This window comes from Mycobacterium sp. NGS29, assembly GCF_059812965.1.
In genome coordinates this window covers 162,604-188,783 of record NZ_JCALDR010000002.1, presented here as the reverse complement: position 1 = coordinate 188,783, position 26,180 = coordinate 162,604, and the positions used below count along the sequence as shown (strand labels likewise).

The window sequence follows — 26,180 nt, the reverse complement described above, 5'->3', positions numbered from 1 at the left end:
TCCGTCACGCCAGCCAACCCGCCACGTCGGCCGCCCAATAGGTCAGCACGATATCGGCCCCCGCCCGCCGGATCCCGGTCAACGACTCCAGCGCTGCGGCGCGTTCGTCGATCCACCCGTTGGCCGCCGCCGCACAGATCATCGCGTACTCCCCCGACACCTGGTACGCAGCCACCGGGACAGCTGACACGCTGGCCGCTGCCGCCACCACGTCCAGATAGCTCATCGCGGGCTTGACCATGACGATGTCGGCGCCTTCGGCGAGGTCGAGCTCGATCTCGCGCAATGCCTCGCGGGCGTTGCCGGGCTCCTGCTGATAGGTGCGGCGGTCCCCGGACAGGCTGGAGGCCACCGCCTCGCGGAACGGGCCGTAGAACGCCGAGGCGAACTTTGCCGCATACGCCAGGATCACCACGTCGGGGTGGCCGGCTGCGTCCAGCCCGTCCCGGATGGCGGCCACCTGTCCGTCCATCATGCCGCTGGGACCGACCACCTGTGCACCCGAATCTGCTTGTGCCACAGCAAGTTTCACGTACCGATCCAGGGTCTTGTCGTTGTCGACCCGGCCCCGCGCGTCCAGGACGCCGCAGTGCCCGTGGTCGGTGAACTCGTCCAGGCAGGTATCGGCCATCAGCACGGTCGCATCGCCGAGATCCTTGGCCAGGTCGCGCAGGGCGACGTTGAGAACGCCGTCGGGGTCGGTCCCGGCCGAGCCGTGCGCGTCCTTGTCGTCCTCGTCGGGCACCCCGAACAGCATCAACCCGCCCACCCCGGCGGCCACCGCGGCTGCGGCGGCGCTGCGCAGCGAGTCGCGGGTGTGTTGCAGCACGCCCGGCATCGACGAGATGGAGCGTGACTCGCCTTTCGCGTCGGCCTCAGCGCTGATGAACATCGGCAGCACCAAATGCCGTGGCTCCACCGAGGTTTCGGCCACCAGACGGCGCAGGGCCGGGGTAGAGCGCAGCCGGCGCGGACGCTGCCGTGGGTAGACCATCAGCGCTGCCCCTAGCCGCCAGTCATCGCCGGCGGCTCTTCTTCCGCGGCGGCGGCAACGCACCCTCAGCGCGCAACCGGGCGGCGTGTTCGGCCAGCGCATCGACCAGCGGACCCACCGCAGCGGTCTCCGGCTGCACATCCACCCGCAACCCGAATTCGGCTGCGGTCTCGGCGGTCTTGGGGCCGATGCAGGCGATGATGGTGCGCGCATGCGGCTTGCCGGCGATGCCGACCAAGTTGCGCACGGTCGAGCTGGAGGTGAAGCACACCGCGTCGAAACCACCGGTCTTGATCATTTCGCGGGTGGACGCCGGCGGCGGTGCGGCGCGCACCGTCCGGTAGGCGGTGACGTCCTCGATCTCCCAGCCCCGCTCCCGCAGACCCTCGGCCAGCGTCTCGGTGGCGATGTCGGCACGCGGCAGCAGCACGCGGTTCACCGGGTCGAAAATGCTGTCGTAGGGCGGGAATTCGTCCAGCAGCCCCATCGATGACTGCTCGCCGGACGGCACCAGCTCGGGGCTGATCCCGAACGCGCGGACCCGGTCCGCCGTCGACTCGCCGACGCAGGCGATCTTCACCCCGGAGAACGCCCGCGCGTCCAGGCCGAACTCACCGAACTTCTCCCACACCGCGCGCACGGCGTTGGTGGAGGTGAACACCACCCACTGGAAGCGGCCGTCGACCAGTCCCTTCACCGCCCGCTCCATCTGCGCGGGGCTGCGCGGCGGCTCGACGGCGATGGTGGGCACCTCGATGGGCAGGGCACCGTAGGAGGTCAGCCGCTCGCTCATCTCGCCGGCCTGGTCCTTGGTGCGGGGCACCAGCACGGTCCAGCCGTACAGGGCGCGGCTCTCCCACCAGTTCAGCTTGGCCCGGCTGGTCACCGTCTTGCCGATGGTGACCACCAGCGGTCCGGTCAGCGGGCCGGCCGGGTCGCTGCCGCCGCCGAGCACCGCCGGGTCGGTCAGACCAAGCAGCGTGGATTCGACCGACCGCTGCTGGCAGGTGGTGCCCTGCGCGGTCACCACGCACGGGGTGGTGTCGGCCAGCTCGTGGTCGATCAGGGTGCGTGCGGCCTCGGCCAGGTGCGACGCGGTCGCCTGCAGGATCAGCGGTCCGGGTGCGGCGGCCAGCGCCTCCCAGTCCACGTCCCCGCGCACGTCGGCGACGGTGTGCGCAGAACCCAGCGGCAGGCCGGCATAGGTCGGCACGGCGCTGCTGGGCGCCAGGCCCGGCACGATCTCGACGTGCAGGTGGGTGCGCGCGACCGCGTTCACCTCGGTGATCACCGCGTCCACCGCAAGGGGGTCGCCGGCCACCAGCCGCACCACATCGACGCCCAGGCGGGCCTCGTGCGCCAGGGTCTTGGCGACCTCGGCCGGGTCGCCGAGCGCCGGGCGGACATCGGGCTCACCCGACACCACCGCAGGCGCGGCGTGGCCGTCCGGCGGGCTGTCCGAGGACGACCCGTCCGCGCTGCCCGGCGCAGGTGCGGCGGGCACCGGCCCGGACACCGGCGGCAGATCCTTCCCGATCAACGCCAGCACCGGCTCCGGCACATCGGGGTCGGTGAGAACCAGGGTGGCATTCGCCAGCACCGTGGCGGCTCGGGTGGTCAGTAGACCGGGGTCGCCAGGACCGGAACCCACAAAAGTAATGCGGCCCGGCCTCGGCTTACGCCCTCGCGTCATCGTTGTCGCTCCCACGTGTTATCGAATCCCACTCAATTTCCTTGCACGGGGTCTTCCCGCGCTCCCCTCATCAGCTCTCGTGCGCCCAGCTCGAACAATTCCGCGGCAACTGAGAGCCCCAGTTCGCGGGCCCGGTCGACCGTGCCGATCCCGGACGCGCGGATCACGTCGGATCCGTCCAGCGCCGCCACGCAGCCGCGCAGCGACACCTCCTCGAAGATGCGCCCCTCCTCATCGATGGACGCGACCACCTCAGCGATCGCGCCCACCGGTGCGGAGCAGCCCGCCTCCAGTTCGGCGAGCAGAGTTCGCTCCGCGGTGACCGCTACCCGCGTGTCGGCATCGTCCAACTCCGCCAACACGGCGACCAACCGGCTGTCGCCGGCCCGGCATTCGACTGCGAGGGCGCCCTGAGCAGGCGCTGGCAACATTTGCACGGGCTCCAACGTCTCGGTGACGTCATTGAGACGACCCAGTCGGGCCAGACCGGCCCGGGCCACCACGACGGCGTCAAGATCACCACTGCTTACCCTGTTCAACCTGGTATCTAGGTTGCCTCTTAGGGGGCGGATTTCCAAACCGAGACCCAGTGCTCTAAGCTGTGCGGCCCGTCGCGGCGAGGACGTCCCCACCAGCGAACCGGCCGGCAATTCGCCCAGCACCAGCCCGTCGCGTGCCACCAGCGCGTCGCGGGGATCGTTGCGCGGCGGTATCGCCGCGATGGTGAAGCGCGGGTCGTCGGCGGTGGGCAGATCTTTGTGCGAATGCACGGCCGCGTCGACTCGGCCGTCCTGCATGGCCTCGCGCAGCGCGGTGGTGAACACGCCGACGCCGAGTGTTTCGATCGGCGCCGACGACCGGTCACCCACCGTGCTGATCGTCACCAACTCCGCGGGGTGACCGTTGGCGATCAACGCGTCCCTGATCGTCGCAGCCTGGGTGGTGGCCAGCAGACTGCCCCGAGTGCCTATCCGGATCACGTGCGCCAAACTACTCGGCGGACTGCTTTGTGCTATCGAAACCGCTTGGTAGAACTGGCAATTCGCCTGCGGCGACCGCATCCACCGCAGTCTGGTCGAGTTCGAAGAGCTCCCGCAGGGCCTCGGCGTAACTGTCGCCCCCCGGGGCGCTGGCGAGTTGCTTGATGCGCACCGTGGGCGCGTGCAGCAACTTGTCGACCACCCGTCGTACCGTGCGGGCCACCTCTTCGCGCTGAGCGCTCGCCAAGTCGGGCAACCGGTTGTCCAGGCGCAGCAATTCCGCCTCGACCACGTCAGCCGCCCGCTGGCGCAACGCGGTGACAGTGGGGGTGACCTCGGCCATCCGCTGCCCCGCCAGGTAGGCGGCGACCTCGGCGGCAACGATGAGGCGGGCGGCGTCGACGTCGGCGGCCGCGGCGTGCGCCGACGGCTCATGTTGCACCCGGTCCACGTCGACGACCAGGACACCGGGCAGGCCGGCCACCGCCGGGTCGACGTCGCGGGGCATCCCCAGATCGCAGATGACCAGCGGCTTTGCTGTTTCGTCGCGGCGCACCCCGGCGAGCGCGTGGTGCACGTCGGCCAGCGACACCACCGGGCTCACCGCCCCGGTGCAGCTGACCACCACGTCGGCCGCGGCCATCGCGTCGGGCAACTGCTCCAGGGCCATCGCCTCGGCCGGCACGCCGGATTCGCTGAGCCGGGCCGCCAGCCGCCGCGCCCGGTCCACCGACCGGTTCAAGACGAATACCCGGCCGATCCCGGCGCGGGTCAGGTGGGCGGCCGCCAGCCCACCCATGGCCCCGGCACCGACCACCGCGGCGGTCTTGCCGGCCAGGGTGCCCAGCTTGCGTTCGGCGATACCCAGCGCCACCGAGACCACCGAGGCACCGGCGGCGTCGATGGCGGTTTCGCTGTGCACCCGCTTGCCCACCGACAGGGCCCGCTGCGCCAGTTCGTGCAGCACCCGCCCGACCGTGCTGTGGGTCTCCGCGGCGGCGTAGGCGCGCCGGACCTGGCCGAGCACCTGCTGTTCGCCCACCACCGCCGAATCCAGGCCGCTGGCCACCGCAAACAAGTGCTCGACTGCGGCCTCGCTGTACCGGACGTAGGCGTGCTTGGTCAGATCGCCCATCGACATCCCGGAGAACTCGGCCAGCGCCTGCCCGATCACCGACAGCCCGCCGTGAAACGCTTCCACCACCGCGTACACCTCGACGCGGTTGCATGTCGAGAGCACCATGGCCTCGGTCACCAGCGGCGATTGCAGCACCTGGTCGACGATCTTGAGCTGATCGGACTCGTCGATGCTGAGTTGTTCCAGGACGGAGACCGGCGCACTGCGGTGCGAAACCCCGAAGAGCAGGATGCTCACGGCAGCATCACCTGGCCCGCTCCCTTGCCTCTGTGAAAGTGAACTCCTACCCAAGGTAGTCGGTTCTGCGGCGGGCTACCAAATGAGCGACCGAGGTCACCGGGCGGCGTCGAGACTGTACTGAGGGCACCGAAGCTGCGCTCAGGCCGTAACTTCCGGCTCAGACACGGCCTGGTTACCGGCTCGGCTCACAGCACCTCCCAGCGCGTCAGCGGGCGGCGAGATCGGCCCGCAGCCGCGGCTCGTCGACCTCCCAGTAGCTGTGCTCGCGGCCGTCGAGCAGTACCACCGGCAACCGGTCCCCGAATTCGGCTCGCAACTCGGCGTTCCCGGCCAGTGCCGCGGCGTCGACGTCGACGCTGGCCAGGTCGAAATTCAGCTCGCCGGCCAGTTCGGTCAACCGGGCCTGCACGCGCAGGCAGATCGCGCACCCGGCGCGGGTCAGCAACTCCACCTGAGGCCGGCTCGTCGTCATGGCCATCAGTGTGGCATCTCCGCCGCCGGTGGCAGGCGGCGTCACAGTCCGGCCGGATAGGGTTGGCGGGCAGGGACCGGCAACCGGGCCAGACAGTGACATGGGAGGTTTGTGATGGCTTCCTCCGACCCCGGCGAGGACATCGTCTACACCGGCAACCCGGACCTGGAGGCGCTGGCCGCCAATGCCAGCGCCGAACGCGCCCTCGAAGACCTGCACGCCGCCCCGACGGGCGAGCGTCCGCCACCGCCCGTCGATCTGACCGCCGCCGCGTTCTTCGACGTGGACAACACGCTGGTGCAGGGCTCCTCAGCGGTGCACTTCGGCCGCGGACTGGCCGCACGCGACTATTTCAGCTATCGGGATGTGCTCGGATTCGTCTACGCGCAGGCCAAGTTCCAGATTCTCGGCAAAGAGAACGCCGAGGATGTCGCGGCCGGCCGCCGCAAAGCGCTGGCCTTCATCGAAGGCCGGTCCGTCGACGAACTGGTGCGCCTGGGCGAGGAGATCTACGACGAGATCATCGCGGACAAGATCTGGTCGGGAACCCGGGAGCTGACCCAGATGCACCTGGACGCCGGCCAACAGGTGTGGCTGATCACCGCCACGCCCTATGAGCTCGCGGCCACCATCGCCCGCCGGCTGGGCCTGACCGGCGCGCTGGGATCGGTGGCCGAATCGGTCGACGGCGTGTTCACCGGCCGGCTGGTGGGCGACATCCTGCACGGGGTCGGCAAAGCGCACGCGGTGCGGTCGCTGGCCATCCGGGAGGGACTGAACCTCCGACGCTGCACCGCCTACTCCGACAGTTACAACGACGTCCCGATGCTGTCGCTGGTAGGCACCGCGGTCGCGATCAATCCCGACGCCCGGTTGCGCAGCCTGGCCCGCGAGCGCGGGTGGGAGATTCGCGACTTCCGCACCGCCCGCAAGGCCGCCCGCATCGGCGTTCCGTCCGCCCTGGCGCTGGGGGCGGCCGGTGGCGCGCTGGCCGCGCTGGCCTCCCGCCGGCAATCACGCTGATAAGCTGCGCCGCTGAGCATCGTTTGAGCGGAGAGCGGCAGCATGACACTTCCCGAGGGCGCCGAAGGAATCATCGGTAAGCACTACCGGCAGCTGGACTATTTCGAGGTCGGACGCGAGAAGGTCCGCGAATTCGCGGCCTCGGTGCAGGACGACAATCCGCTGCACTACGACGAGGCGGCGGCGGCCGAAGCCGGCTACTCGTCCCTGCCTGCCCCGCTGACCTTCCTGGCCATCGCCGGGCGCCGCGTTCAGCTGGAGATCTTCACCAAGTTCAGCATCCCGATCAACATTGCCCGGGTGATGCACCGCGACCAGAAATTCTTCTTCCACCGCCCGATCATGGTCGGCGACAAGCTGCACTTCGACACCTACCTGGACTCGGTGATCCAGTCCCACGGCACGGTGCTGGCCGAAATCCGAAGCGAAGTCACCGACGCCGAAGGCAAGCCGGTGGTGACCAGCGTGGTCACCATGCTGGGCGAGGCGGCGAACCATGACGCCGACGCCGAGGCGACCGTCGCCGCAATTGCATCCATCTGATCGAAGCAGGTAGCGTCTTTTTAATGACATCACAAGGCAATACGGGCAGCACCCAGCTGAAGCCGCCCGTCGAGGCAGTGCAGTCGCACTACGACCGGTCCAACGAATTCTTCAAGCTGTGGCTCGACCCATCGATGACCTACAGCTGCGCGTACTTCGATGAGAACCCGGACATCGATGCGCCGCAGACCAAGACGCTGGAAGAGGCGCAGTTCGCCAAGCGCAAGCTGGCGCTGGACAAGCTCAACCTCGAGCCCGGGATGACGCTGCTCGACATCGGCTCCGGCTGGGGTTCGACCATGCGGCACGCGGTCGAGCACTACGACGTCAACGTCATCGGCCTGACGCTGAGCGAGAACCAGCTCGCCCACTGTGAGCAGAAGTTCGCCGAGATGGACAGCCCCCGCCGCAAGGAGGTTCGCCTGCAGGGCTGGGAGTTGTTCGACGAGCCGGTGGACCGGATCGTCTCGCTGGGCGCCTTCGAGCACTTCGCCGACGGCGCGGGCGACGCCGGCTACGAGCGCTACGCCGCCTTCTTCAAGAAGTACTACAGCCTGCTGCCCGACGACGGCCGCTTCCTGCTGCACTCGATCGTGGTGCCCACGGCCGAAGAGGGCAAGGCGATGGGCCTGAAGACCACGATGAGCCTGCTGCGCTTCATCAGCTTCATCCTCAAGGAGATCTACCCCGGCGGTAAGTTGCCGCAGGTCGAGCAGGTGGATCGGTATTCGACCGAGGCCGGTTTCAAGATCGAACGCCACCACTACATCGGCAAGAACTATGTCCCGACCCTGAACACCTGGGCCGATGCGCTGGAGGCGCAGAAGGACAAGGCCATCGAGCTCAAGGGCGAGCAGGAGTACGAGACGTTCATGAAGTACCTGCGCGGCTGCTCGGACCTGTTCCGCGACGGCTACACCAACGTCTGCCAGTTCACGCTGGTCAAGTAACGACGACGGTCCAACGACAGACCCCCGGCGGCTGTGCCTCCGGGGGTTTTTCGTGCGCTGCTGTCAGCCGAAGAAAACGTTGCGGCGGCCGGCCAGCAACCGGTACAGCGTCTGCTGGATGGTCTCGCGAACCTGATCGGTCAACTCGAAGGTCACCATCGGATCGTCGGCGTCGCTCGGGGCGTAGTCGGCGGTCTGGATCGGCTCACCGAACGCGATCCGCCACTTCGACGGCAGCGGCACCAGCCCGGCGGGCCCGGCCAGCGGGAACAGCGGCGTCACCGGGAAGTACGGCAGACCGAACAGCCGCGCCAGCAACTTCACGTCGGTCAGCATCGGGTAGATCTCTTCGGAACCGATGATCGAGCACGGCACGATCGGCGCTTTCGTGCGTAGCGCCGCCGACACGAACCCGCCGCGCCCGAACCGCTGCAGCCGGTACCGGTCTTCGAAGCGCTTGCCCAGCCCCTTGTATCCCTCCGGGAAGACCGCGGTGAGCTCGCCAGAGGCCAGCAACCGGTGCGCATCGGCCGTGCAGGCCATGGTGTGGCCCGCCTTGCGGGCCGTCGAGCCCACCACCGGCAGGTCGAACACCATGTCGGCGGCCAGCAGCCGCAGGTCCCGCTCGGCGGGGTGCTCGTCGTGCACCGCCACCGACAGCATCAACCCGTCGAACGGCAGCACCCCGGCGTGGTTGGCGACCACCAGCGCGGCGCCCTCGGTGGGGATGTTCTCGATGCCACTGACCTCGACCCGGAACCACGACTTGAAGAAGAACCTCAGCAGCGGCCGCACGATCGCGTCGTTGAAGTGCGGATCGAAGCCGAATTCGTCGACGCTGTAATCACCGGTGAGTCGTTGCCGGAGGAAGCCGGCCACCGCGGCGACGCGCTGGGCGAGGTCGTTGAGCGGTGGCTCGCCACCGGACAAACCACCCGCGGCGCGCCGGTGCTGATCGATCTCGCGGACGACTGCGGCGATCTCGTCGGCTGAGGCGCGACCACTTGGATCCGAGAGCAACGAGGGGTGCTGATGCGAAGCGTCCGCACGCTGACTGGCAGCGCGGCGGCGCGCCGCTACCCGCCCCCGATTGCTGTGCAGTGGAATAACATTCGCTCTGGTTTCGCCCGCCACGTTAAATGCCCAAACCTATCTGACCCCGATGCGCGGAATTGAATTTCGGCTACCCCAGCGCTGCGCTACCGCTATAGCACGACCCTCCAAGGAGCGTACCCGATGCGGGTCGATTATGGGAGTCAGGCTACGGCCGCGAACGTAGTCGTCGAAGGCTTCCGCGGTCGTCCATTTCGGCTGATAGCCGAGCTCGGAGCGCATGCGGGTGGTGTCCATCACCCGGCCGTAACTCAGGTAGGCGAACTGGTCGCGACTGATCTCGTTGTACCGGTTGGCGCGCCGCAGCGAGTCGAGTGCCCATACCCCAAAACCGGGCACTGGCAACGGAATTCGTCCCGTACGACGGATCGCCTGGGACAACATCATGATGCCGTCGGCGCCGATGTTGAACGTTCCGGCCTTGCCCACCATCGCCGCGCGTTCCAGCGCGCCCAGCGCATCCTGCTCGTGCAGCAGTTGCAGTCGGGCGTCGCGGCCGAACATCGTCGGCACCAAAGGCCCTGCGAGATAACGCGACAGCGTGGTGTCCATCGCCGGGCCGATCATGTTGGCCAGCCGCAGGATGGTCACGGCGATGTCGGGCCGGCGCCGGCCCAGTCCCCGCACGTAGCCCTCGATGTCGAGGCTGTCCTTGGCGAATCCCTCGCGGAATGGCCGGCGGCTGCTGCTGTCCTCGGTGAACATCACCGGATCGCGCGGGCTCGACCCGTAGATCTCGGATGTGGACTTCAGCACCACCCGGCGCACCGACGGCGCCTTCTGGCAGGCGGCGAACAGCTGCATCGCCCCCATCACATTGAGCTCTTTGAGTGCCGCGCTGCCGCCGGAGCGCGGCGCGTAGGACGCCGCCGCGGCGTGTACCACGGTGTCGACGTCGCCGTTCCGAATTACCTTGGCAATGAACGGGTTCCGGATGTCGGCGCGCACGAATTCGGCGCGGCCCATCCGGCGCAGCATGTCCTTGCTGGGCGCGATCGCATCGACCGCGATGACCTGATTGATCAGCGGGTTCTGCGCGAGCCGCGCGGTCAGGTAGCCGCCCAGGAACCGGCAGGCACCCGTGACGAGCACCACCTTGGGGTAGTGCACGGTGTCGGCATCGGTAGGCCGGCCGCCGGTCCCCCCACCATCCGGACTGGACGAATCCACCTCGACAGCCTATCGACGAGGCGAAACGGGAGTGTTACGGACCGGTGACGGTACGCGCGGCCAGGACTTACTTGCCAAGTTTTCTGCGCTGCACTCGAGTGCGACGTAGCAGCTTGCGGTGCTTCTTCTTCGACATACGCTTGCGCCGCTTCTTGATTACTGAACCCATGAACTCCGCTATCTGACCTGTACCGGCTCTAACTGAATGACCGGGACACTTTACCCAACCGTACGCACGCAACGCCAAACCGGCTTCCGACGGCCTGCGGGCGTAGAGCGGACGGCTGTGGTGGAACGTGCAGTGCGCGGATCAGCCCGCGTCGAAATATGACGTCTCCAACATGTCGTGTACGGCTTTGGCGTGCACCCGGAAGGAGCGCCCGACGCGAACGGCGGGCAGCTCGCCGTTGTGCACCAACCGGTAGACCGTCATCTTGGACACCCGCATCAGCGTCGCGACCTCGGCGACGGTGAGAAACTGCGTCCGGGATCCGGCGGCGTCGGCCGAACCACCGTCCCGTGCCGCTTTACCTGCTGAATTCCCTGCCGACGGCCCGTTCGTAGACGTCATCGCAACCCAATCGTGTCAGGCACGCGCAATGCCAGCGGCTTCCCCTCCGCTGGCACTAACACGTGCGTACAAAGAGGAGAATAGCGGGACTAGTGGGGTTACTGGTACTGGTGAGAGACAATCAGTCCAAAATTGGTGAATTATTCTGATGTAATTCTCAGCTGCTCAGAGCGGGTTTTGGCGGCCTGAACGGCGGCGTCGACCGCCACCCGGAATCCGCCCCGCTCCAGCGCCCGCAGCGCCGCGGCGGTGGTCCCCCCGGGTGAGGTCACCGACGCGCGCAACTGCGCAGCCGAGGCGTCCACCTTCAGTCCCATCGGCTCGCCGTCGACCGGGCGCCGCTCGGAGTCCATCCGCTCCAACAGCATCGCCGCCGAACCGGCCATAGTCTGAGCGGCCAGGTCGGTGGCCACCTGGCGGCTCAGCCCCACCGCGACACCCGCGTCCACCAGTGCCTCGACCAACAGCAAGAAGTAGGCCGGGCCGGAACCAGACACCGCGGTCACCGCATCCAGCTGCTGTTCGGGCACGGTGAGCACCCCGCCGACCGCGTCGAACACCGCAGAGACCTCGTCGAGCTGCTGCGCGGTGACGAACCGGCCCTTGGCCAGCGCGGTGACGCCAGCCCCCACCAGTGCCGCCGCGTTGGGCATGGCCCGGACCACCGGGGTACCGGCCGGCAGCTTGGACTCGAAGAAGGTGAGGGTGACACCCGCGGCCACGGTGACGAAAACCTGCTCGACGCTGTCGTTGTCGGCCGCCCCGGTCGCCTCGGCCAGCTCGTCGACCACCGCTTCGACGTCGGCGGGTTTGACCGCAACGACCACGAACGAGGCGTTTTCCACCGCCTCGCTGATCGAGGTCTGCACCAGCACGCCATAGGTGCTGGACAGGTACTTGGCCCGATCCGGCATCCGTTCGGCCACCACCAGGTCCTTGACCTGCCGGCCGGCCCGCAGCAGACCCGACAACAGGGCTTCGCCGATGCTGCCGCCGCCGATGATCGCGATTCTTGCCATGCCGCAAAGCATCGCAGACCCGGCGACCGGGTCACCCGGGAGGTGTGAGTGCCAATTGGCGGGATTGCACCACGATGCGCCCGGCGGAGTCGACCACGGTGTGGTCCTCGTCGAACCAGTCCTGCCCGATTTCGACGCAGGTGCTGATGACCCGCAGCCAGCCGTCGACGGGCAGGCCCCGCAGGTAGGCGGTGAACTGCACTGTGGGCGCCCAACCGGTGCGGTCCACCGCGAACGTCACCGGGGCCGACAGGTCGCCGCAGAACAGGGCGAACAGCGGGTCCGGCGACACCCCTCGCGGCCGCGCCCACATCTGGAACACCGGCGGCCCGCCGTCGGCGCCGCGCCCCTGAGTCGACAGCAGCGGCCGGATATCGCAACCCGCACCCAGATGCACCAGACCGGCCGAGGGGTGGCCGGGCCCGATCGGCGCGACGTCAGCGGGCGGCTCCGGGACCATCAGCTCGATCACCGGATTGGCCGACAACAACGGCGCCGCCTCGTGTCCCGGTTCGCCCAGGGTGACCACCGCGTGCACGGCGGTGCGCTTGCCCTGGACCAGCTCGACGTCGGCCACGGTGATCCGGCGGCCCCGCTTGCGCAGCGTGGTCTCCAGGCGCATCGGTCCCGGATCGGGCGCGGACAGGAAGTTCACCGAGACCGCGACCGGTTGCTGGCGGGGGCCGGCGAACGCGGTCCGCGCGGCGTTGGCGCACAGCGCCACCATGGCGCCGCCGTGCACCTTGGGACCGATGGTCCAATGCTGGTCCAGCGCGCCTTCGAAGACCGGCCCGCCTGGTCCGGATCCGATTTCGCGCAGCGCCATCGCGGCGGTGAACAACGCGTCCATGTCAGCGCAGCAGGTTGGTGCGGGCGAATTGGAGCGACTCGACGAGCATCGCTTCGCGCTCGGCGGCCGATCGGGCACTCGAGGTCGACACTTCCAGCACCACGTGGCCGGTGAAATCGCCGGCGGCGAGCATCTGGCACACCTCGACGGTGGGCTGGGTGCCGCGGCCGGGCACTAGGTGCTCGTCGGCGGGCAATCCACTGCCGTCACACAGATGCAGGTGCACCAATCCCGAACCCATCTGTCGCGCCATCTCCAACGAGTCGGTGCCGGCGGTCGCGGTGTGCGAGAGGTCCAGCGTGTAGTGCGCGTGGTTGCCGTCCAGCGGGTTGTACGACGGCGCGAACGCCGAAACGCCGGGGCCCGGCCCGCCGCCACGCCTGCGCATCCGTTCCCGGGTCTGGTCGAGTCCGAAGAACCGGTCGGTGCGAAACGGGAACATGTTCTCGACCGCCACCAGCACATTGCTGGTTTCTTCCAGGGCCTTGACCTGGTCGCTGAAGCCCTCGGCGTACCGCCGTTGCCACCGGAACGGCGGGTGCACCACCACCGTCTGGGCGCCCAACTGCTCGGCGGCCCGCACGCTGCGGTCCAGCTTGAGGATCGGGTTGGCCCCCCACACCCGCTGCGAGATCAGCAGGCAGGGCGCGTGCACGGACAGCACCGGCACGCGATATCGCTGCGACAGCTTGGCGACGGCGTCGATGTCCTGGCTCACAGACTCGCTCCAGACCATCAGTTCGACGCCGTCGTAACCGAGCCTGGCCGCATACTCGAACGCGGCCTCGGCCCGCAACGGGTACACCGAGGCCGTCGACAGGCCGACTTTGATCGCTGGGCGCACAGTCTCCTCTGGGGGCGCCTAGCTCGTCTGCAACAGGGCCATCGGTCCCAGGGTGATCAACGCACCCACGGCGACCGCGATCAACGTGCTGGCAATGTCCTCGGTCTTGCGTACCACCCGGACACCCACCACCAGCCCGAGGATGACCAGCACCGAGAGCACCAGCGCCACGATGGGGTTCCACCGCCACAGCTGGTCGAAAGCGATGAACAAGCCGCCACCGAACGCGACCGCCAGGATCGACTGCAGCACGGTCAGCAGGGCGCGGCCCAGCGCCGCCATCCTGCCGTGCGAACGCCGGGCACTGCCCTGGTCGGCTTCGGGTGCGTCGTCGGCTGCGGCCGGCAGGGGGTCGCTGCGCCGGCGGGCGACCTCGTCGGCGAGGGACTGACCGCCGAACAATGTGTCGTCCGGGGTCTCGTCCGCGTCGGCGCCGTGCAGGTACGAGCGCACATACGCGGAGTCTTCGACCACCGATTCCGCGTCGCGCACCTCGCTGTCCATCACGTCGACCGACGCGTCGGTGTAGTGACCCACCGGATCCGGACTCATGTGCTCGGCACCCGACTGCTGCTCGGCGTCGGTGACGCCGGATTGGCGTAGCGGCCGCGGGTACTGGCTGCGCTCCGGACCGGGTTTGCGCGGCGCGAGCGGTTCCGATCTGGGCCAGCGCGGCTCGGGCTCGGCCCAGTAGGCCGCCGGAACCTCCGGTTCGGGATCGACGGCGGGGGTCTCGCGGACCTCGGGTTCGGCGGCGGGCGCGGCCGACGGTCGCGGTTCAGGTGACACCTTCTCGCGAGGCTCGTCACGGATGACCGGTATCTCACCGGTCAGCTCGGCGACGCTGATCGAGTCGTCGCCCCGACGACGACGGCGCCGGCGGGTGGCCGTGGGCGTACCGCCGGTTCCGTTCCTGGCCAGCAGCTCGGCCACCGAGATCTGCTTGGTGTCTTCGGCGTCGGGGTGTGGTCCAGTCATGATTTGCCTCTCGACCGGTTTGACGCTACCCGATCAGCTGCCTGACCTGCGGAATCACGCGCCGTCGTCTGCACGGTCGACGTCTCCATGAAGGCGGTTCCGTCCGCTTCGCTGTCGAGTTTGCGCAAGATCAGACCCTCCCGTAGCGCCCACGGGCAGATGTCCACCGTTTCTATCGACAGCGCTCGCATACTCGCCTCCGCCACCAGAGCACCCGCCACGATCTGCGGCGCACGCTCGGCGCTGACTCCTTCCAGTTCTGCCCGGTCAGCGGTCGTCATCCTAGAGATGAAAGATATGAGTTGTCTGAGGCCATTCGCGGTGAGGGTCCGCCGCACGTTGGGGCCGGCCGCCGAGGGGGCGGCGCCGGTGAGGCGCGCCAGCGACCGGAAGGTCTTGGAGGTGGCGACCGCGAGGTCGGGCTCACCGGCGTCGAGCAGGGTCGCGCTGGCATCGGCCAGCTCGGCATCCAGCCAGTCGCGCAGCATTGCGATCCGGCGTCGCCCGGGCGGGTCGTCGGGCAGCCATTCGCGGGTCAGCCGTCCGGCGCCCAGCGGTAGCGACAACGCCACCTCGGGTTCCTCGTCGACGCCGCTGGACACTTCCAGCGAGCCGCCGCCGATATCGAGGTTGATGATGCGTCCCGCGCTCCAGCCGAACCAGCGCCGCACCGCCAGGAAGGTCAACCGGGACTCGTCGACCCCGCGCAGCACCTGCAGCTCGACCCCGGCTTCCTTGCGTACCCGGGCCAGCACGTCGTCGGAATTCTCGGCGTCGCGGACCGCGGAGGTGGCGAAGGCCATCAACTCGGCACAACCGGAGCTGACCGCGATCTTGGCGAACTCCTCGACCGTGGCGATCAGCTTGTCGGCGCCGCGCTTGGTGATCTTGCCCGAACTGTCGGTCGCCTCGGCCAGCCGCAGCGTGGCCTTGGTCGAACTCATCGGGGCCGGACACCCGCCCCGATGCGCATCGACCACCAGTAGATGGACCGTGTTGCTACCCACGTCCAGCACGCCCAATCGCACGGAATCAAAACTAGCGGGGCTGACCAGGCACTCGCCTGTCGACCCGTGCTATCGCGCTGCGCGCGGGAGCCGGTCGCCGGCCGGCCGGAGGACTAATGTTGCACCCGTGGCTAACTCGCGACCGGGACAGGAGGTCGAACTGGACTTCGCCCGTGAGTGGGTGGAGTTCTACGACCCCGACGATCCCGAGCACCTGATCGCGGCCGACTTCACCTGGCTGCTGTCGCGCTGGACGTGCGTGTTCGGCACGCCGGCCTGCCACGGCACCGTTGCCGGCCGCCCGGACGACGGGTGTTGCTCGCACGGGGCGTTCCTGTCCGACGACGACGACCGCGCCCGGTTGGACGACGCGGTACGCAAGCTGACCAAGGACGACTGGCAGTTCCGCGACAAAGGCCTGGGCCGCAAGGGTTACCTGGAGCTCGACGAGCACGAGGGCGAGCCGCAGTACCGCACCCGCAAGCACAAGGACGCGTGCGTGTTCCTGAACCGGCCCGGCTTCGCCGGTGGTGTCGGCTGCGCGCTACACAGCAAAGCCCTCAAGCTGGGGGTCCCACCGTTGACGATGAAACCCGACGTGTGCTGGCAGCTGCCGATCCGGCGCAGCCAGGAGTGGGTGACCCGGCCAGACGGCACCGAGATCCTGAAGACCTTCATCACCGAGTACGACCGGCGCGGCTGGGGCTCCGGTGGCGCCGATCTGCACTGGTACTGCACCGGCGATCCGGGCGCCCATGTCGGGGCCAAGCAGGTGTGGCAGAGCCTGGCCGACGAACTCACCGAGCTGCTGGGCGAGAAGGCGTACGCCGAGTTGGCCGCAATGTGCAAGCGCCGCAGCCAATTAGGGCTCGTTGCGGTGCACCCGGCGACGCGGGCCGCCGAGTAGGCGACAGCGTCGGCGAGTCAGACGCTGTTCCTTCTGGTGTAGACCAGGACCATGCGCAGCGCACTGGCGTTCAGGTAGGCCGCCACGCTCGCCGCGGCGGCATCCGCGTCGTGCGCCAGCACTGCGCCGGTGATCGCCTGCAGATCGGCGACCACTGGCTCGGCATCGTCGTAGGCCTCGGTGAGTTCGTGTTCGCGACCGCCGAACGCCTGTTCCACCCAGCGATACAGCAAACCCAGCGCGCGGTTGCGGGTGCTGTGGATCAACACCTGGAAGTAGGCCAGGTCGGCCGCCTGCCGGGCGGCGGCCGTATCCGCCCCGCGTAACCGGTCCAGCGCGGCGGTGAGTTCCTCGGCATCCGCGGTGGTGCTGCGCTGCGCCGCCAGCCGGCCGATCAGCGGGCCCAGGGCGCCGCGGATCTCCAGCAGCTCGACCAGGAACTCCGGCCCGAGCTTGCGCACCAGCGCCTCGACCACCGCCGGATGGGTCAGGCCCTCGGGATCACGAACCACGCTGCCGCTGCCGTGCCGGACCTCGATCAGTCCCATTTCCTGCAGCCGGGCCAGACCCTGCCGCAGGGATGTCCGGTTGACCCCGAGTTGATCAGCCAGTTCGCGCTCCGGCGGCAGGGTCGAGCCGGGCGGGAAAACGCCGTCCAGGATCGCGTCGGCCATCGACGCGGCGATCTGCTCATCGACTCGCTGTCGATCCGGCGGGGGTATCGGACTTGACTGGTTCATTGGCTCAACCAATTATAGAAGGCGACCGGACCGCGCCGGCGTATTTGACCGCCGCGTGTTCCCGACCGGAAGGCACGTGATGGATGACGCGATGCGCTCGGCCGTGGCCCCGCGCTGGCGGGGCGACCCGGGGCGACTGGAGGTGTGGTACGCCACCCTCTCCGATCCGGACACCCGCGCCGGACTGTGGGTGCACTGTGAGACCGTCGCACCGACGCACGGGAGTCCGTACGCCCACGGCTGGGTGACCTGGTTCGCGCCCGAAGGCCCACCGCGCACCGAGCGGTTCGGTCCCGCACCCGTCGAACCCGCCGGCGGCACCGCGTGGTTCGCGGCAGCCGGCGCTCTGGTGGCGCCGGAAACGCTTGCCGGCCAAGCGGGTTCGATCGGTTGGCAGCTCGCCTGGACGGACACCGCGGCGCCGCTGTGGACGTTTCCGCGCCTGCTGTGGGAACACGAACTGCTACCCGGCGCCCAGGTGGTGGCAGCGCCCACCGCGGACTTCACCGGTTGCCTGACCATCGACGGCACCACGTCGCGAGTGGACCGCTGGCGCGGCAACGTCGCGCACATCTACGGGCACGGCAACGCCAAGCGGTGGGGCTGGCTCCACGCCGACCTCGGTGGCGGCGATGTCGTGGAAGTCGTCACCGCACAGTCGCACAAGCCGGGACTCAACCGTCTGCCGCCGTTGGCTTTCGTGCGCTTCCGTATCGACGGAAAGGACTGGCCGGCAAGGCTTTCACCCTCGCTGCGGCTGCGCACCACGCTGGGCCTGTGGCATTGGCAGCTGGAGGGGCGGATCGGCGGTCGCGCGCTGTTGATCCGGGTCGACCAGCCGCCGCAGCGCTGCGTGAGCCTGGAGTACACCGATCCCGACGGTGGCCGATGCGTGTGCACCAACACCGAGCAGGCCGACATTCACATCGAACTCGGCGAACGGCGGTGGTCGGTGCTGGGCACCGGCCATGCCGAGGTCGGGTTGCGCGGCGACCAGGCACCACCGGTCAATGAGAGGACACCCTGATGAGTTTCGCCTTGGACCCACCGCTGCTGTTCGCCTCCGGCGTGCTGATCGAACGCCGCTTTCCCGCGCATCGCCGCGACTTCGTGGAGGCCGCGGTGCTCGGCGTATTCTTCGCCGGGTCATTCGGCCTGTACCACAACGTGCCCGGACTGGGCTTCCTGTGGCGTCCGTTCCGCGCCCGCAACGGACGCGACTTCATGTGGAACAGCGGCTTTTTCGACGTTGCCACCGACGAGCTGGACTGGCCCGCGCACGCCACTGCCGGCGGCATCTTCGCGACGTATCCGTTCTTCCTCAAGCTGGGCCGCGCCCTCGGGCGGCAGGTCGCTGCGCACTCGTGAGCCCCCGGTTGGCGGCACGGGCGACGGCATCCTTCGGCACTGCGCTGCTGCCCGAGGAGTACGGCGGCCCTGCGCCGGCGCAGTTCGCCGAACGCGTCGACCGCTACCTGGCGCAGCTTCCCGGCCCCTCGCGGCTGGCGGTACGGGCCGGGCTGCTGTCGCTGGCGGCGGCGAGCTACCTGACCACCGGCCGGTCCCTGGCGCGCCTGCGGCCGCCCGAGCGGGAACGGGTGCTGCACCGCGTCGCCGCGCTGGGCGCCGACGTCCGGGCGGCGGTCGAGGGCATGAAGGTGGTCGGCCTGTTGGCCAATGGTGCCGACAGCTACGCGGCCGAACTGCTGTCCCGCGCCCAGCACGAAGGCGCGGTGCGCCCGGATGCGCCGCTGGCTGTCACCCCGGCGGCCGAGAGCGCCTCCGTTGTCACCGCCGACGTGGTGATCGTCGGCTCCGGCGCCGGTGGCGCGATGACGGCCCGCACGCTGGCCCGTGCCGGCCTCGAGGTGGTGGTGCTCGAGGAGGGACGCCGCTGGACGGTGGAGGAATTCCGCACCACCCACCCGATCGACCGCTACGCCGGCCTGTACCGCGGCGCCGGGGCCACCATCGCGCTGGGTCGCCCCTCGGTGGTGCTGCCGATGGGCCGCGCGGTAGGCGGTACCACCGTGGTCAATTCCGGCACTTGCTTTCGCCCACCGGTCGCGGTGCAGCGGCGCTGGTGCGACGAATTCGGTCTCGGCCTGGCTGACCCCGACCGGTTGGCCGGCTACCTCGACGAGGTGGAGCGCACCCTGCAGGTGGCTCCGTCACCACGAAATATGTTGGGCCGCAACGGCGATCTTCTGCTGGACGCCGCCGACACGCTGGGTTGGCGGGCGGCACCGATCCCCCGCAACGCGCCGGGTTGCGGGGGCTGCTGCCAGTGCGCGATCGGCTGCCCGCACAACGCGAAGTTCGGCGTCCACCTCAACGCCCTGCCGCAGGCGTGTGCAGCCGGGGCACGGATCGTCTCCCACGCGCGCGCCGAACGGGTGCTGCACCGGAACGGACGGGCCCGGGGCGTCCGTGCACGTCGTCCCGACGGCACCGCGATCGACGTCCTCGCCGCCACCGTCGTGATCGCCGCCGGCGCGACCGAGACACCAATGTTGTTGCAGCGCAGTGGGATCGGCGGACATCCGCGACTGGGCCGCAACCTCGCACTGCATCCCGCGACGTTGCTCGCCGGCCGCTTCGAGGACGACGTCTACGCCTGGCGCGGTGTGCTGCAGAGCGCAGCCGTGCATGAATTCCACGAGTCCGACGGCGTGCTGATCGAGGCGACGTCCACGCCGCCGGGAATGGGGTCGATCGTCTTCCCCGGCTTCGGCGCCCAGTTGCTGCACTGGCTGGACCGGGCACCGCAGATCGCCACCTTCGGTGCGATGGTGGCCGACCGGGGCGTCGGCTCGGTGCACTCCGTGCGCGGCCAGACGCTGGTGCGCTACGACATCGCGCCGGCCGATGTCGCCAAGTTGCGGGTGGCGCTGACCGCGATCGGTCGCCTGCTGTTCGCTGCCGGCGCCGTCGAAGTGCTCACCGGCCTGCCCGGCGCCATGACGGTGTCCTCGGCAGCCGAGCTGCAGCAGGTGCTGGCCGGGGCCGATCCCGGAAGTCTGCACCTGTCCGCGTTTCACCCGACCGGGACCGCGGCCGCCGGCGCCGACGATCAGCTCTGCCCGGTCGATCCCGCCGGCCGACTACGCGGCATGCACGGCGTGTGGGTGGCCGACGCCTCGATCCTGCCCAGCTGCCCTGAGGTCAACCCGCAGGTGTCGATCATGGCGCTCGCGCTGGCGGTGGCCGATCAGATCGTTGGACGTTGACCGGACGCTAGGGTCGGCTGATGCGCAGGACCATCGACTGGGACGGCGATGCCGTCACGATCATCGACCAGACCGCCCTGCCGACCGACTACCGGGTGTTGCGGCTGACCAGCGTCGACGAGCTGATCGACGCGATCCGCCGGCTGGCGGTGCGGGGAGCGCCGGCACTCGGCGCGGCGGGGGCCCTCGGCGTTGTGCTCGCTGCCCGCGAAGGGGGTGACGTTCCGGTCGCGGCCCGACGGGTCGCCACGGCCCGGCCGACCGCCGTCAACCTCAGCTGGGGTGTCGCCCGGGCCCTCGCCAAACTCGACCGGGGCGGCGCGGCCGTGCTGGCCGAAGCGCTGGAGATCCTCGACGAGGACGAACGTCTCAACCGCGCCGCATCGGCCCACGCCGCGCAGATCCTGCTCGCGGTATGCCCGCGGCGGCCGTTGCGGCTGCTCAGCCACTGCAACGCCGGCCATCTCGCCACCGTGGCCTGGGGCAGCGCGCTGGGCGTCGTCTGGCACCTGCACGAACGGGGCCTGGTCGAGTCGGTGCTGGTCGACGAGACACGCCCGCTGCTGCAGGGCGCCCGCCTCACCGCCTGGGAGCTGGCCCAGGCCGGCGTGCCCTACCGGGTGCAACCCGACGGCGCCGCGGCCGCGGCGATGGCACGGGGCCTGGTGGACTGTGTGCTCGTCGGCGCCGATCGGATCGCGGCCAACGGCGACGTCGCCAACAAAATCGGCACCTACGGCTTAGCCGTCGTGGCGCACCATCATCGGGTGCCGCTGATCGTGGTCGCCCCCTCGTCCACCGTCGACACCGCGCTGGCCAGCGGGGCCGAGATCGCCATCGAGGAACGCGCGCCCGAAGAACTGCGCACGTTCGGCGGCGCCGCCATCACCCCGCCGGACGCCGACGTTTTCAATCCGGCCTTCGACGTGACCCCGGCCGAGCTGATCACCGCCGTCGTCACCGAACACGGCCGATACCGGCCGCCGGATCACCCCTCGAGCTTGTAGCCCAGCCCCCGCACCGTCACCAGATGCACCGGGTTGGCCGGATCGGACTCGATCTTGGACCGCAACCGCTTGACGTGCACGTCGAGAGTCTTGGTGTCGCCGACGTAATCCGCACCCCAGACCCGGTCGATCAGCTGGCCGCGGGTCAGCACCCGCCCGCTGTTGCGCATCAGGTACTCCAGCAGGTCGAACTCCTTGAGCGGCAACGTGATCGTGTCCCCGTTGACCGACACGACGTGCCGTTCGACGTCCATCCGGACCGGGCCGGACTCCAGCACCCCGTCGCTGATCTCGGAGTCGTCGTCGCCACCCCGGCGCAGCACCGCCCGGATCCGGGCGATCAGCTCGCGCGCCGAGTAGGGCTTGGTCACGTAGTCATCGGCGCCGAGCTCCAGACCGACCACCTTGTCGATCTCACTGTCGCGCGCGGTCACCATGATCACCGGCACCCCGGAGCGGGCCCGCAGCTGCTTGCAGACGTCGGTCCCGGACATGCCCGGCAGCATCAGGTCCAGTAGCACGATGTCGGCACCGGTCCGGTCGAACTCGGCCAGCGCCGAGGGTCCGTCGGTCACCACGGTGGCCTCGAAACCCTCTTTGCGCAGCAGGAAGGCCAGCGGATCGGCCAGCGATTCCTCGTCTTCCACGATCAGCACGCTCGTCATTTGCGCCACTCTCCTTCATCGCTTCCCACTGCATGGTCGTAACCGCGGGTCATCGACTCAGCTCTTCCTCTCGTTGTGCTCTGCCCGGCCTCAGGTCCCGGCCCAGCGGCTTCACCTTGTCCTGGGTGTTCACCGCGGCGGATTCGGACGCCGGGATCGACAGCGTGAATGTCGATCCGGTCCCCGGCTTGCTCCAGACGCCGATGCTGCCGCCGTGGTTGGCTGCGACGTGCTTGACAATGGCAAGTCCCAGCCCGCTCCCCCCGGTGGCGCGCGACCGCGCTTTGTCGCCACGGAAGAACCGCTCGAAAACCCGCTCCTGATCCTCCAGCGCGATCCCGATGCCCCGGTCGGTGACCGCGATCTCGACGTTGTCACCGCGCCGGCGGCGACTGATCGAGACCAGCGACCCCCGCGGCGAATAGGCGATCGCATTGGACACCAGATTGGCCAGCGCGGTCACCAGCAGCGTCTGGTCCCCCACCACCTGCAGCCCACTGGCCGCGTCGGTGCGAACTTCGATGTCGGCATTGTCGGCGGCCACCTTGTGGCGTGAGATCGCCTCGGAGACAACGGCATCGATGTCGACGTCGGTCTCGTTCGTCAGTCGCTCGGCACCCTGCAGCCGGGACAGCTCGATCAGTTCGGCGACCATGTCACCCAACCGGTTGGCCTCGATGAGCACCTTTTCGGCAAACCGTCGGACCGTCTCGGTGTCGTCCGCGGACGCCAGCAGCGCCTCGGCGAGCAGGGTCATGGCTCCGACCGGGGTCTTGAGTTCGTGGCTGACGTTGGCAACGAAGTCCCGCCGGGTGGCCTCCATCCGGGCGTAGTCGGACTGGTCCAGGACGAAGACCACCGCGAAGCGGCGGTCCTGCTCGCTGAGCAACCGGGCGTGGCCGTGCACGCACAGTCCAGACTTGGCACCTGCGCGCTTGTCGGTGGCCAAGTCGAATTCGACGTCATCGCCACCCAGGGCCTGCTTGGCGGCCTTCCAGGCGTCGTCGTCGAGCTGGCGGTCGCGGACCAGACCGAGCTCGCGGGCCCGGTCGTTCAGATAGACGACGTCGCGGTGGGTATCCACCACCGCAGCACCCATCGGCATCAGTGCCACGATTCGCTGCAGCATCTGCGCGACGGTGATACCCGTCCACTCGGCGGGCTGCTGGCTGGGCTGCCGCACCCGCCGCGCCAGCCGGAAGCCGACCGCGACACCGACGGCCAGGGCCAGCGCGGACAAGACCCCGGCCAGCAACAGTGCCGAGAACACAGTCACAGCCCAAATCCTACAAATCAGGTGAACGGCGCCCTAGCGGAGCGCGGCTAAAACCAGACAAGTCACATGCTTCGGCGCAGGTGTTCCGCTCGCGTTTACGCGATGTTCAGCAAGCTGTTCTTTACCGGCCGGATTCAGCCCTTCGACGCACCCTGACCGGCCACCGCGGCGGCACCGGCCTCGGCCGCTTCGGGATCCAGGTAGGTGCCGCCGGCAACCGTCGGCCGCAGGTCGGCGTCCAGGTCGTAACGCAACGGAACGCCGGTCGGGATGTTCAATCCGACCACGTCCTCGTCGGACATCTGATCCAGGTACTTGACCAGGGCCCGCAGCGAGTTGCCGTGCGCGGCGATCAGCACCGTCTTGCCGGTCCGCAGGTCCGGGACGATCACGTCGGTGAAGTACGGCAGAAACCGGTCGACGACGTCGGCCAGGCACTCGGTCAGCGGCCCGCCACCGATGTTGGCGTAGCGCGGGTCGGCGTCCTGGCTGAACTCGCTGCCCTTCTCGATCTCCGGCGGCGGGGTGTCGTAGCTGCGCCGCCACGCCATGAACTGCTCCTCGCCGTACTTCTCTTTCGTCTTGGCCTTGTCCAGCCCCTGCAGCGCCCCGTAATGGCGTTCGTTGAGCCGCCAGCTGCGATGCACCGGGATCCACAGCCGGTCGGCCGCGTCCAGGGCCAGGTGCGCGGTGCTGATCGCGCGGCGCAACAACGAGGTGTAGAGCACGTCGGGCAGCAGGTCCTGTTCGGCCAGCAGCTCGCCGCCGCGGACCGCCTCGGCCCGGCCCTTCTCGGTCAGCCCGACGTCAACCCAGCCGGTGAACAGATTGCGGGCATTCCATTCGCTCTCGCCGTGCCGCAGCAGCACCAGAGTGGCAGTGTCTCCCATGCCGCAAAGTCTCTCACGCGTCGTCGTCGATCAGGTGCGCGAACGCCTTGAGGTTCTTCAGCGACTCCCCGCGCGAGACCCGCCACTCCCATTCTTTCTGGATCGACGTGCGAAAACCCAACTCCAGCAACGTGTTGAAGTCCGAATCCACCGCCTCCAGCACCTGCCCGAGCACCCGGTCGATCTCGTCGGCGTCGACCGACGCCAGCGACATCCGACCGACCAGGTAGATGTCGCCGACATTGTCGATCGTGTAGGCGACGCCGTAGAGCCGACGGTTGCGCTTGAGCAGGAACCGGTAGACACCCTCGTGGTTTTCGTCGGGCTTGCGGCACACGAAGGCCTCGACCCGCACCGAATGCTCGCCGATGCTCAGGATGGTGTTGGTCTTGAGCCTGCGCTCGCCGGGGAGTTCCACGATGAGCCCGGGCAGCCCGCCGTGCGCGCCGGCGTGCGCCGAGTACGTCAGATCGCTGGCCTGCAACGCATCCTCGATCAGCCGCTGCACCTGCGCGGTCATGCGCCCACCCCGCGGCGGGCCGTCCAGCGCCGCGGCCTGCGCTTGGCAACCAGATCGCGGCGCCGACGCTGACGCTCGGCGGTGAAGCCGCCGATCGCACGCCGGTAGCTCCGCAGCAACGCGTCGGTGGTGTGCTCCCAGGAGAACGTGCCCGCGTGCTGGACCGCGGCCCGGCTCATCGCCCACCCCTGCGGGCCGGCACCGATCCGCAGCAGGTGATCGATGGCATCAGCCCACTGCCCGACGTCGTGGCCGGACACCAGGGTGCCGGTGATGCCGTCGCGCACCGCGACCGGCAGTCCGCCGACCGCGGCCGCCACCACCGGCGTGCCGCAGGCCTGGGCCTCGATCGCGACCAACCCGAAGGATTCCGAATAACTGGGTATCGCAACGAGATCCGCGGCGTGGAACAACCGGGCCAGATCCGTGCGGGACTGCGGCGGCAGGAACGTCACCCGCTGGGCGATACCCAGTTCGCCGGCCAGTCGCGCCAAACCGTCCGGTGACGCCAGGCCGCTGCCCGACGGTCCACCGGCGACCACGATGCGCACCCCCGGCAGCCGCGCCGCCGCCCGCAACACGATGTCGGGGGCCTTCAACGGCTGGATACGCCCGACGAAGGCCACCACCGGCTCGTGCGGGGCGAGCCCGAGGGCGCTGCGGGCCGCCGCCCGGTCACCCGGCCGGAACACCTCCAGATCGACCCCGGGGTGCACCACGTCGATGCGTGCCGGATCGGCATGGTGCAGTGAAATCAGTTGGCGCGCTTCATCATCGGTATTCACGATGAGCCGGTCCGCCTCGTCCACGACCTGCTGCTCACCCACCGTCCGCAGCGGCGGCTCGGCCGCGTCGCCGTCGGCCAGCGCGGCGTTCTTGACCGCGGCCAGGGTGTGCGCGGTGTGCACCAGCGGAACGGCCCAGCGGTCGCGCGCCAGCCAACCGACCTGACCGGACAGCCAGTAGTGCGAATGCACCAGGTCGTAGTAACCCGGTTCGTGGGCAGCCTCGGCGCGCAACACCCCGGCGGCGAACGCACACAGCTGGGTCGGCAGGTCGTACTTGTCCAGCCCTTCGAACGGCCCGGCCACCACGTTGCGCACCAGCACCCCCGGTTCCACCCGCACGATCGGCGGGTCCGCGGACGCGGTGGCCCTGGTGAAGATCTCCACCTCGACGCCGCGGCGGGCCAGGTGCAACGCGGTCTGCAGTACGTAGACGTTCATCCCACCGGCGTCGCCGGTGCCCGGCTGGGCCAGCGGCGAGGTGTGCACCGCCAGCAGGGCGACGCGGGTCAGCGCGCTCTCGTCGTCGCGAACAACTGGGTACCGCACCCCTTCATCTTTACAGGACGCGATCG

The 26,180-nt window shown here is 69.1% G+C and carries 28 protein-coding genes; 8 read left to right on the top strand and 20 right to left on the bottom strand.

Going from position 1 to position 26,180, the window contains the following annotated elements:
* Positions 1–4 precede the first annotated feature (4 nt).
* The 5 genes from hemB to AC5Y5Z_RS03275 all read right to left on the bottom strand — a co-directional run bounded on the left by hemB (position 5) and on the right by AC5Y5Z_RS03275 (position 5,523).
* Positions 5–994: a porphobilinogen synthase gene (gene hemB / locus AC5Y5Z_RS03295; RefSeq protein WP_499923319.1), complete on the bottom strand. Its 990-nt coding sequence runs from the start codon at positions 992–994 to the stop codon at positions 5–7.
* A 22-nt stretch (positions 995–1,016) separates the two neighbouring features.
* The gene (locus AC5Y5Z_RS03290; protein WP_463825666.1) at positions 1,017–2,687 is read right to left on the bottom strand and encodes a bifunctional uroporphyrinogen-III C-methyltransferase/uroporphyrinogen-III synthase; all 1,671 of its coding nucleotides are present in this window, start codon (positions 2,685–2,687) and stop codon (positions 1,017–1,019) included.
* Between the two features lie 32 nt (positions 2,688–2,719).
* Positions 2,720–3,667, bottom strand: a complete 948-nt coding sequence (gene hemC / locus AC5Y5Z_RS03285) for a hydroxymethylbilane synthase (protein WP_499923317.1) — start codon at positions 3,665–3,667, stop codon at positions 2,720–2,722.
* Positions 3,668–3,677: 10 nt separating this feature from the next.
* Positions 3,678–5,042 (bottom strand): glutamyl-tRNA reductase, encoded by a 1,365-nt coding sequence (locus tag AC5Y5Z_RS03280; RefSeq protein WP_499923315.1) that lies wholly within the window; start codon positions 5,040–5,042, stop codon positions 3,678–3,680.
* A gap of 208 nt (positions 5,043–5,250) precedes the next feature.
* On the bottom strand, positions 5,251–5,523 hold the full coding sequence (locus AC5Y5Z_RS03275) for a glutaredoxin family protein (RefSeq protein ID WP_499923669.1): 273 nt from the start codon (positions 5,521–5,523) through the stop codon (positions 5,251–5,253).
* 108 nt (positions 5,524–5,631) lie between these two features.
* On the opposite strand from AC5Y5Z_RS03275, the gene AC5Y5Z_RS03270 reads away from it, so the two are divergent.
* From AC5Y5Z_RS03270 to AC5Y5Z_RS03260, 3 genes are read left to right on the top strand one after another with little or no spacing between them, the layout of a single operon-like run.
* The gene (locus AC5Y5Z_RS03270; RefSeq protein ID WP_463825663.1) at positions 5,632–6,540 is read left to right on the top strand and encodes an HAD family hydrolase; all 909 of its coding nucleotides are present in this window, start codon (positions 5,632–5,634) and stop codon (positions 6,538–6,540) included.
* Positions 6,541–6,582: 42 nt separating this feature from the next.
* Positions 6,583–7,083, top strand: coding sequence for an FAS1-like dehydratase domain-containing protein (locus AC5Y5Z_RS03265; RefSeq protein WP_463825661.1), 501 nt, complete (start codon positions 6,583–6,585; stop codon positions 7,081–7,083).
* A gap of 23 nt (positions 7,084–7,106) precedes the next feature.
* Complete coding sequence (locus AC5Y5Z_RS03260) at positions 7,107–8,033, top strand: cyclopropane mycolic acid synthase family methyltransferase (protein ID WP_463825660.1); 927 nt, start codon at positions 7,107–7,109, stop codon at positions 8,031–8,033.
* Between the two features lie 63 nt (positions 8,034–8,096).
* Here the strand turns inward: AC5Y5Z_RS03260 and AC5Y5Z_RS03255 are convergent, their stop codons facing one another.
* The 9 genes from AC5Y5Z_RS03255 to AC5Y5Z_RS03215 all read right to left on the bottom strand — a co-directional run bounded on the left by AC5Y5Z_RS03255 (position 8,097) and on the right by AC5Y5Z_RS03215 (position 15,606).
* Positions 8,097–9,167, bottom strand: coding sequence for a lysophospholipid acyltransferase family protein (locus tag AC5Y5Z_RS03255; RefSeq protein ID WP_463825659.1), 1,071 nt, complete (start codon positions 9,165–9,167; stop codon positions 8,097–8,099).
* A 15-nt stretch (positions 9,168–9,182) separates the two neighbouring features.
* Entirely contained in the window at positions 9,183–10,316 is a 1,134-nt protein-coding gene (locus tag AC5Y5Z_RS03250; protein WP_463825658.1) for an SDR family oxidoreductase, read from the bottom strand.
* A gap of 67 nt (positions 10,317–10,383) precedes the next feature.
* Positions 10,384–10,485 carry a 30S ribosomal protein bS22 gene (locus tag AC5Y5Z_RS03245; protein WP_003402602.1) on the bottom strand — a complete coding sequence of 34 codons (102 nt, stop codon included), beginning with the start codon at positions 10,483–10,485 and terminating at the stop codon, positions 10,384–10,386.
* A gap of 141 nt (positions 10,486–10,626) precedes the next feature.
* Entirely contained in the window at positions 10,627–10,887 is a 261-nt protein-coding gene (locus AC5Y5Z_RS03240) for a helix-turn-helix domain-containing protein (protein ID WP_463825657.1), read from the bottom strand.
* A gap of 140 nt (positions 10,888–11,027) precedes the next feature.
* On the bottom strand, positions 11,028–11,906 hold the full coding sequence (gene proC / locus AC5Y5Z_RS03235; RefSeq protein WP_463825656.1) for a pyrroline-5-carboxylate reductase: 879 nt from the start codon (positions 11,904–11,906) through the stop codon (positions 11,028–11,030).
* 31 nt (positions 11,907–11,937) lie between these two features.
* Positions 11,938–12,756: a thioesterase family protein gene (locus tag AC5Y5Z_RS03230; protein WP_499923308.1), complete on the bottom strand. Its 819-nt coding sequence runs from the start codon at positions 12,754–12,756 to the stop codon at positions 11,938–11,940.
* Between the two features lies 1 nt (position 12,757).
* Positions 12,758–13,600, bottom strand: coding sequence for a sugar phosphate isomerase/epimerase family protein (locus AC5Y5Z_RS03225; protein WP_463825654.1), 843 nt, complete (start codon positions 13,598–13,600; stop codon positions 12,758–12,760).
* Between the two features lie 18 nt (positions 13,601–13,618).
* Positions 13,619–14,578 (bottom strand): Rv0497 family membrane protein, encoded by a 960-nt coding sequence (locus AC5Y5Z_RS03220; protein ID WP_499923306.1) that lies wholly within the window; start codon positions 14,576–14,578, stop codon positions 13,619–13,621.
* Positions 14,575–15,606, bottom strand: a complete 1,032-nt coding sequence (locus AC5Y5Z_RS03215) for a Ppx/GppA family phosphatase (RefSeq protein ID WP_499923304.1) — start codon at positions 15,604–15,606, stop codon at positions 14,575–14,577. Before AC5Y5Z_RS03215 ends, AC5Y5Z_RS03220 begins: the two co-directional genes overlap by 4 nt.
* Before the next feature lie 106 nt (positions 15,607–15,712).
* Here AC5Y5Z_RS03215 and AC5Y5Z_RS03210 point away from each other — a divergent pair, with 106 nt between their 5' ends.
* Complete coding sequence (locus tag AC5Y5Z_RS03210) at positions 15,713–16,492, top strand: DUF3109 family protein (protein WP_463825651.1); 780 nt, start codon at positions 15,713–15,715, stop codon at positions 16,490–16,492.
* Positions 16,493–16,509: 17 nt separating this feature from the next.
* Here the strand turns inward: AC5Y5Z_RS03210 and AC5Y5Z_RS03205 are convergent, their stop codons facing one another.
* A complete protein-coding gene (locus AC5Y5Z_RS03205) occupies positions 16,510–17,232 on the bottom strand; it encodes a FadR/GntR family transcriptional regulator (RefSeq protein ID WP_499923302.1) in 723 nt (240 codons plus the stop codon).
* Positions 17,233–17,311: 79 nt separating this feature from the next.
* On the opposite strand from AC5Y5Z_RS03205, the gene AC5Y5Z_RS03200 reads away from it, so the two are divergent.
* Genes AC5Y5Z_RS03200 through mtnA form a run of 4 tightly spaced genes read left to right on the top strand, consistent with a single transcriptional unit; the run spans position 17,312 to position 21,469 of the window.
* Positions 17,312–18,259, top strand: coding sequence for a tocopherol cyclase family protein (locus tag AC5Y5Z_RS03200; protein WP_499923301.1), 948 nt, complete (start codon positions 17,312–17,314; stop codon positions 18,257–18,259).
* Positions 18,259–18,600 carry a hypothetical protein gene (locus tag AC5Y5Z_RS03195; RefSeq protein ID WP_499923299.1) on the top strand — a complete coding sequence of 114 codons (342 nt, stop codon included), beginning with the start codon at positions 18,259–18,261 and terminating at the stop codon, positions 18,598–18,600. Before AC5Y5Z_RS03200 ends, AC5Y5Z_RS03195 begins: the two co-directional genes overlap by 1 nt.
* A complete protein-coding gene (locus AC5Y5Z_RS03190; RefSeq protein ID WP_499923298.1) occupies positions 18,597–20,462 on the top strand; it encodes a GMC family oxidoreductase in 1,866 nt (621 codons plus the stop codon). The genes AC5Y5Z_RS03195 and AC5Y5Z_RS03190 overlap by 4 nt, the downstream gene beginning before the upstream one ends.
* Positions 20,463–20,482: 20 nt before the next feature.
* The gene (mtnA, locus tag AC5Y5Z_RS03185) at positions 20,483–21,469 is read left to right on the top strand and encodes an S-methyl-5-thioribose-1-phosphate isomerase (RefSeq protein ID WP_499923296.1); all 987 of its coding nucleotides are present in this window, start codon (positions 20,483–20,485) and stop codon (positions 21,467–21,469) included.
* Here the strand turns inward: mtnA and regX are convergent.
* From regX to mshA, 5 genes are all read right to left on the bottom strand, one after another.
* Positions 21,451–22,134 (bottom strand): two-component sensory transduction protein RegX, encoded by a 684-nt coding sequence (gene regX, locus AC5Y5Z_RS03180; protein WP_463825645.1) that lies wholly within the window; start codon positions 22,132–22,134, stop codon positions 21,451–21,453. The genes mtnA and regX overlap by 19 nt on opposite strands.
* Positions 22,135–22,183: 49 nt before the next feature.
* The gene (locus tag AC5Y5Z_RS03175; RefSeq protein WP_463825644.1) at positions 22,184–23,410 is read right to left on the bottom strand and encodes a sensor histidine kinase; all 1,227 of its coding nucleotides are present in this window, start codon (positions 23,408–23,410) and stop codon (positions 22,184–22,186) included.
* 134 nt (positions 23,411–23,544) lie between these two features.
* Positions 23,545–24,300 (bottom strand): phosphoglyceromutase, encoded by a 756-nt coding sequence (locus tag AC5Y5Z_RS03170; protein WP_463825643.1) that lies wholly within the window; start codon positions 24,298–24,300, stop codon positions 23,545–23,547.
* Positions 24,301–24,313: 13 nt separating this feature from the next.
* Positions 24,314–24,820: a type III secretion system chaperone family protein gene (locus tag AC5Y5Z_RS03165; protein ID WP_463825642.1), complete on the bottom strand. Its 507-nt coding sequence runs from the start codon at positions 24,818–24,820 to the stop codon at positions 24,314–24,316.
* Positions 24,817–26,154: a D-inositol-3-phosphate glycosyltransferase gene (gene mshA, locus AC5Y5Z_RS03160; protein ID WP_463825641.1), complete on the bottom strand. Its 1,338-nt coding sequence runs from the start codon at positions 26,152–26,154 to the stop codon at positions 24,817–24,819. Before mshA ends, AC5Y5Z_RS03165 begins: the two co-directional genes overlap by 4 nt.
* Positions 26,155–26,180 lie beyond the last annotated feature (26 nt).

Coding starts and splice junctions, on each gene's coding strand:
- hemB (WP_499923319.1), bottom strand. CDS start 994: ATGGTCTACCCACGGCAGCGTCCGCGCCGGCTGCGCTCTACCCCGGCC.
- AC5Y5Z_RS03290 (WP_463825666.1), bottom strand. CDS start 2,687: ATGACGCGAGGGCGTAAGCCGAGGCCGGGCCGCATTACTTTTGTGGGT.
- AC5Y5Z_RS03275 (WP_499923669.1), bottom strand. CDS start 5,523: ATGGCCATGACGACGAGCCGGCCTCAGGTGGAGTTGCTGACCCGCGCC.
- AC5Y5Z_RS03270 (WP_463825663.1), top strand. CDS start 5,632: ATGGCTTCCTCCGACCCCGGCGAGGACATCGTCTACACCGGCAACCCG.
- AC5Y5Z_RS03265 (WP_463825661.1), top strand. CDS start 6,583: ATGACACTTCCCGAGGGCGCCGAAGGAATCATCGGTAAGCACTACCGG.
- AC5Y5Z_RS03260 (WP_463825660.1), top strand. CDS start 7,107: ATGACATCACAAGGCAATACGGGCAGCACCCAGCTGAAGCCGCCCGTC.
- AC5Y5Z_RS03245 (WP_003402602.1), bottom strand. CDS start 10,485: ATGGGTTCAGTAATCAAGAAGCGGCGCAAGCGTATGTCGAAGAAGAAG.
- AC5Y5Z_RS03240 (WP_463825657.1), bottom strand. CDS start 10,887: ATGACGTCTACGAACGGGCCGTCGGCAGGGAATTCAGCAGGTAAAGCG.
- proC (WP_463825656.1), bottom strand. CDS start 11,906: ATGGCAAGAATCGCGATCATCGGCGGCGGCAGCATCGGCGAAGCCCTG.
- AC5Y5Z_RS03230 (WP_499923308.1), bottom strand. CDS start 12,756: ATGGACGCGTTGTTCACCGCCGCGATGGCGCTGCGCGAAATCGGATCC.
- AC5Y5Z_RS03220 (WP_499923306.1), bottom strand. CDS start 14,578: ATGACTGGACCACACCCCGACGCCGAAGACACCAAGCAGATCTCGGTG.
- AC5Y5Z_RS03205 (WP_499923302.1), bottom strand. CDS start 17,232: ATGAACCAGTCAAGTCCGATACCCCCGCCGGATCGACAGCGAGTCGAT.
- AC5Y5Z_RS03200 (WP_499923301.1), top strand. CDS start 17,312: ATGGATGACGCGATGCGCTCGGCCGTGGCCCCGCGCTGGCGGGGCGAC.
- AC5Y5Z_RS03195 (WP_499923299.1), top strand. CDS start 18,259: ATGAGTTTCGCCTTGGACCCACCGCTGCTGTTCGCCTCCGGCGTGCTG.
- mtnA (WP_499923296.1), top strand. CDS start 20,483: ATGCGCAGGACCATCGACTGGGACGGCGATGCCGTCACGATCATCGAC.
- regX (WP_463825645.1), bottom strand. CDS start 22,134: ATGACGAGCGTGCTGATCGTGGAAGACGAGGAATCGCTGGCCGATCCG.
- AC5Y5Z_RS03170 (WP_463825643.1), bottom strand. CDS start 24,300: ATGGGAGACACTGCCACTCTGGTGCTGCTGCGGCACGGCGAGAGCGAA.
- AC5Y5Z_RS03165 (WP_463825642.1), bottom strand. CDS start 24,820: ATGACCGCGCAGGTGCAGCGGCTGATCGAGGATGCGTTGCAGGCCAGC.